At 65.9% G+C, this 5,805-nt stretch carries 2 protein-coding genes; one reads left to right on the forward strand and one right to left on the reverse strand.

What is annotated here, in order from left to right:
- Window positions 1–192: 192 nt before the first annotated feature.
- Window positions 193–3,963: a DUF4082 domain-containing protein gene (locus AB0F88_RS44155; protein WP_362698641.1), complete on the forward strand. Its 3,771-nt coding sequence runs from the start codon at window positions 193–195 to the stop codon at window positions 3,961–3,963.
- Window positions 3,964–4,277: 314 nt separating this feature from the next.
- Here the strand turns inward: AB0F88_RS44155 and AB0F88_RS44160 are convergent, their stop codons facing one another.
- Complete coding sequence (locus tag AB0F88_RS44160; RefSeq protein ID WP_362698644.1) at window positions 4,278–5,570, reverse strand: hypothetical protein; 1,293 nt, start codon at window positions 5,568–5,570, stop codon at window positions 4,278–4,280.
- Between the last annotated feature and the right edge of the window lie 235 nt (window positions 5,571–5,805).

Consider the following 5,805-nt stretch of genomic DNA (forward strand, 5'->3'; position numbering starts at 1 on the left):
ATGGCGCTGGGTTTGGTTCGTGTCCGTAATGGGCTTCTAATGTGAGATTAGAGTAATCACCTGTCTTGTGAATAAATCGCCGCTGTTTAAGCATAATTCCTGTCGGAGGCCGGAAGTGATTGTCTTTCTTCTTGCCTGCGGCTCCGGCCTGGGCGGAGAGCTTGCCACGAGAGCGCTGCCGGGAGGCCACACATGTCAGGAGGGCCAGAGGACGTGAAGAAGGCCGGGCCCGGGCGGCGGCCGTCACCGTTCGCCTTCGGGGCCGGTGTCCTTGCTCTGATCAGTCTGCTCGGTGCCGCCTGGGTGCCGGCACCCGGTACCGGTGCCCCCCGGGAGCAGGCCGCCGGGCAGGCCGCTGGGCAGGCCGCCGGGCAGGACGCCGGGCAGGACGCCGGGCTCCGGCGTCTCGGTGGCGAGACCGTACCGGCTGGACCGGACGCCGTTCCCGACCCGGTGGCCGAGCCCGGGCAACCCGCCCCCGGCGTCCCCCGCCCTGCCGGCGAACGAGACCGGCCGCGGCACGTCGAACGCCAGGCCGTGGAGATCAAGGCACCACCGCCGCCGGACGGCCGCCGAGGCCGCTCACTGGAGCGGAGGCTCACCCGGCTCGGCCTGCGCGGCCATCCCGTGGAAGACGTCAGGAAGGGGGAGCGTGAGGCCACCGCCGCGCGGGCGGGGGCCCGCACCCGGGGGCTCCACGCGGCCTGCCCGATAACCTCTGTCATCTGCCTGGAGAACAGCCTGCCCGGCAACCCCCCCAGCGAATGGGACATACCGGGAGCCGGCAGCGCCAACATCCAGGGATACGCGACTCAGATGAGCGTCAACAGGGGAGAAACCGTCCAGTTCAAGGTGGACACCCTGGCGACCGCCTATCGCGTGGACGTCTACCGCATCGGTTACTACGGCGGCATGGGCGCACGGAAGATGACAACGCTCGCCCCTTCGGCTCCGCTGCCCCAGTCGCAGCCGGCCTGTCTCAGAGAGACGGCGACCGGGCTGGTCGACTGCGGAAACTGGGCGGTGTCCGCCTCGTGGGCCGTGCCCGCCGACGCGGTCTCCGGGGTCTACATCGCGAACCTGATCCGGGAAGACGGGACAAGCGGTGCCAGCCAGATGATATTCGTGGTCCGGGACGACGAGGGCGGATCGGATCTTTTGTTCCAGACCTCTGACAGCACCTGGCAGGCCTACAACAAGTACGGCGGCAACAGTCTCTACTCCGCGAGTGTTCCGGGCGGGCGCGCTTACAAGGTGAGTTACAACCGGCCCTTCACCACGCGCGTCTCCAGCTGTTGCGGTGGCTCGGTGGAGAGCTGGTTCTTCAATTCCGAATACCCCATGGTCAGATGGATCGAGGCCAACGGCTACGACGTCAGCTACACCAGCAACGTCGACACCGCGATGCGCGGTCCCGAACTGCTCGAACACGAGATCTTCCTGTCCGTCGGCCATGACGAGTACTGGTCCAACGACATGCGGAACAACGTCGTGAACGCCCGGGACAACGGCGTCAACCTGGCGTTCTTCTCCGGGAACGAGGTTTTCTGGAAGGGCCGCTGGGAGCCCAGCGCCGACGGCACGAACACTCCCTACCGGACCTTCGTCTGCTACAAGGAGACGCTGGCGAACGCCAAGATCGACCCGAATTCTCAGTGGACCGGGACATGGCGCGATCCGCGTTTCTCCCCGCCCTCGGACGGGGGGAGGCCGGAGAACGCCCTGACCGGGACGTGGTTCAGGGTCAACGGGGTCTCCAACAACGCGATGACCGTTCCGGCCGAGTACGGCAAGATGCGGCTCTGGCGCAACACGTCCGTGGCGAACCTCTCACCGGGACAGACGGCCACCTTCCCCGCGGGAACGCTCGGTTACGAATGGGATGTGTCGCCCGACAACGCGGTCGAACCGGTCGGGCGGGCCAGGCTTTCCAGAACGGTTCTGAACCTTCCCGCCAAATACCTGCTCGACTACGGAAGTCTGTACGGTCTCGGGAGCGCGATCCACAACCTGACGCTCTACCGGACCGCCAGCGGTTCGCTCGTCTTCGGCGCGGGGACCATCCAGTGGTCGTGGGGGCTGGACGCCAACCACGATCGAGCGGGCACGCCCACCGACATCCGGATGCGGCAGGCGACGGTCAACCTCTTCGCCGACATGGGAGCCCAGCCCGCGAGCCTCCAGCCCGGTCTGGTCCCGGCCACCGCGTCGACGGACACCAGCCCTCCCACGTCGACGATCACGAGCCCGTCGGCCGGCGTCTCCCTGCCCCGGCTGACGAACGTCACGATCCAGGGAACGGCCGCCGACACCGGGGGCGGCGTCGTGGCCGGAGTGGAGGTCTCGGTCGACGGCGGCGTCCGGTGGTTTCCGGCGACAGGCCGTGAGACCTGGCAGTACCGCTGGACGCCCCAAAACACCGGGACCGCGACGATCGCGGTCCGGGCGGTCGACGACATCGGCAACCTCCAGGTGGTTCCGACCACGATCACCGTCACCGTCACCACGTCATGTAGCGCCTGCACCATCTGGCCGCCCAGCACCGTGCCCGCCGTCACCTCGGTCAACGACTCCTTGCCGGTCGAGGTCGGGGTGAAGTTCCAGACCCTGAGCCCGGGAACCATCAGAGGCATCAGGTTCTACAAGGGCGCGCTCAACACGGGGACGCACACCGGAAACCTCTGGAGTGCGAGCGGGCAACTCCTGGCGAGAGCCACGTTCACCGGCGAGACGGGAAGCGGGTGGCAGCAGGTGAGTTTCGCGACGCCCGTCACGGTGACCGCCAACACGACGTACGTCGCCTCGTACCACACGACATCCGGGTACTACTCGGCGACACGCCCCTACTTCACCGCGCAGTACGCGAGTGGCCCGCTCGTGGCGCTGGCCAGCGGTGTGCAGGGGGGCAACGGCGTCTACGCGTACAGCGCGACGAGCACCTTCCCGACCGGGAGCTACCAGGCCACCAACTACTGGGTCGACGTGCTGTTCGTGCCGGTGAGGAGCATCTGGGACGATCAGACGATCCCGAAGACCCCGACGCAGAACGATCCCCACGCCCTCACGGTCGGCGTCAAGTTCCAGGCGCTGACGAGTGGCAGCATCAGGGGGATCCGTTTCTACAAGGGCGTGAAGAACACCGGTACGCATGTCGGGAGCCTGTGGACGAGTGACGGGCAGTTGCTCGCCAGCGCGACCTTCACCGACGAGACGGCGAGCGGGTGGCAGCAGGTGAGTTTCGCGACGCCCGTCACGGTGACCGCCAACACGACGTACGTCGCCTCGTACCACACGACCCCCGGGTTCTATTCGATAACACCCTGGTACTTCCCCGAACAGTACTCGAACGGCCCGCTCATCGCGCTGGCCAACGGTGCGGAAGGGGGTAACGGCGTCTACACGTACAGCGCGACGAACACCTTCCCGACCAGCACCTACGAGGCCACCAACTACTGGGTCGACGTGTTGTTCGTGCCGTCCGCGAGCCTGTGGGAGGACACGGCGGTCCCCACCGTCACGTCCCACCCCGACGGCAAGCCCGTCACGGTCGGCGTCAAGTTCAGGACGCTGACGAGTGGCAGCATCAAGGGGATCCGTTTCTACAAGGGCGAGAAGAACACCGGCACGCATGTCGGGAGCCTGTGGACGAGTGACGGGCAGTTGCTCGCCAGCGCGACCTTCACCGACGAGACGGCGAGCGGGTGGCAGCAGGTGAATCTCGCGACGCCCGTCCCGGTAACCGCCAACACGACCTATGTCGTGTCCTACCATACGACATCGGGCTTTTATTCTCAGACGCGTCCGTATTTTACCGTGCAATATACGAATGAGCCCCTCATCGCGCTGGCCAACGGCGAGGAGGGAGGTAACGGCGTCTACGCGTACGGTGCGACGGGCACCTTCCCGACAAGCAGCCACCAGGCCACCAACTACTGGGTCGACGTGGTGTTCGACGTCGACTAGCGGTCCGGGAGAATTCCGATGGGCGCGCTCCGCTGAATGTCGCTGAATATTTCAGCGACATTCAGCGGAGCATTCGGAGGCCAGGTTCAGCGGTTATTCACAATACTCGGCATGAGTATTGTTTCCGTCATTCGCGATGCTGCCCGCCCGGCCTGCCTCCCTGTCATGGCGCGCAAGGTCCGGCTGCGGACGAGCTCCGGGCACGACAGGGAGAGGAAGGTAGCCACCGCATGGGCGTCCGAGCGCGCGCAGGACGTCGACGAATGCGGGAGGAGCGTTGACGCGCCTCACCGGCCTCACCGGCCTCACCGGGCTCACGGAACGCCGGCCGGAGCCTTCCCTGCCGTACCGGACGAGCGGGCGGATGCCGCGGAACCGGTGGTGACCGGGCCCGTTCCGGTGCCGGACGCGAGCTGCCGCCCGTCCTGCGGGATCCTGGTCCAGGCGACCGCGGACAGCAGGCTCACGACCATGACGATCGGCATCCGCTGCCGGAAGATGAGGCCGACGTTGGACATGGTGGTCGTGTACACGATCGTGCACGGCACGGCGAAGAGCAGGAGGATCAGCAGCATTCTGCGGCTGTCGCCCCACATTCGACGCATCCCGGACGCCGCGCACCACAGAAGGTAGTACCACAGCACTGTCTCGATCTTCGCCAGCTGCAACACCGGGCTGCCGTCCATCCAGGGGAACGGGGACAGAAGCGTGTAGATCAGCTTCGGTACGAACGCGCCCCACGGATTGCCGCCGTCGTTGAACACGATTCCCGAACCTCCTTCCGCGTTGGCGCGGCGGAAACTCTCCGACTGCCCGCGTTCCAGCTGTTCCTGCATCACGGCGAAAGGTGTGCTTTCGGCCACGTCGGGAGAGGCCAGAAGAGGAACCAGAAGTGTGGCCGAGATGACCAGTACGCACAACGGGAAAGCATGTTTGAGGCTTGCCAGACCGAAAATCAGCGGTATCAAGCATATGAAAACCATGTAGGGGCGCACGTTCCAGAGCGCCCACAGCAGCGGCCCGAGAAGAATCAGTTTCCGCATGTCGAAACGTTGCGCGTTCGAAGCGGCGAGGCCGAGACAGGCTACGATGAGAAACGCATTGAATCCGTCCTTGAACGTATCGGACGTATGCAGCATGAACGCGGGCATGAACGCCATCACGGTCATGAGCCTGAACGCCGCGCGCTCGTCGGCGCCGATGAGCCGCGCGAACCTGTACATGACGATGCACAGCCCGCAGGCGACGAGCGCCACGAATGCGGTGCAGGCCAGAGGGGCCGGGCCGCCGCACAGGTAGATGATCATCGCGAAGACGTTGCAGGGCACCGCCACGGAATGGAGGCTTTCGATCTGCTCCTCGGTGACGAATGCGAAGCCCTCACGCCTCCAGTAGGCCACGATCTCCAGGGCCCTGCCCTCGTAGACGAAATTGTCCCCGCCGTACGCGATGGAGTTGGACCGGATCACGAGGACATGGATGAGCAGCCGCGCGACGAAGGCCAGCGTCAGCACCCACAGGGCGCGCCGCGCCACCCGCGCGCCCAGGCCGATCCGGACGAGAAGGAAAAGCGTCACCGCGGCGGCCGCGACGATTACGTACTCCACAGAGAATCACCCATACGATGTCGTGGCCGGGTCGGGAGCTTCGCGCCGAAGGCACGCCGGCTCTCCGGCGTGGGAGAGGACAGCGAGAGTGGTCATCGCCCGCCGACTTTAACGGCCGGGCACGTCACTCCATCCGGATATGCCATTGACCGGCTGCCCAAATCCCCGCAAAGAAATGCGAGACCGCCGAGCCGGCACGACGGTCCGGTCACCTGAAGCCACCGCTCGCGTTCAC

This window comes from Streptosporangium sp. NPDC023963, from assembly GCF_040639135.1.
In the GTDB taxonomy this organism is placed as follows: domain Bacteria; phylum Actinomycetota; class Actinomycetes; order Streptosporangiales; family Streptosporangiaceae; genus Streptosporangium.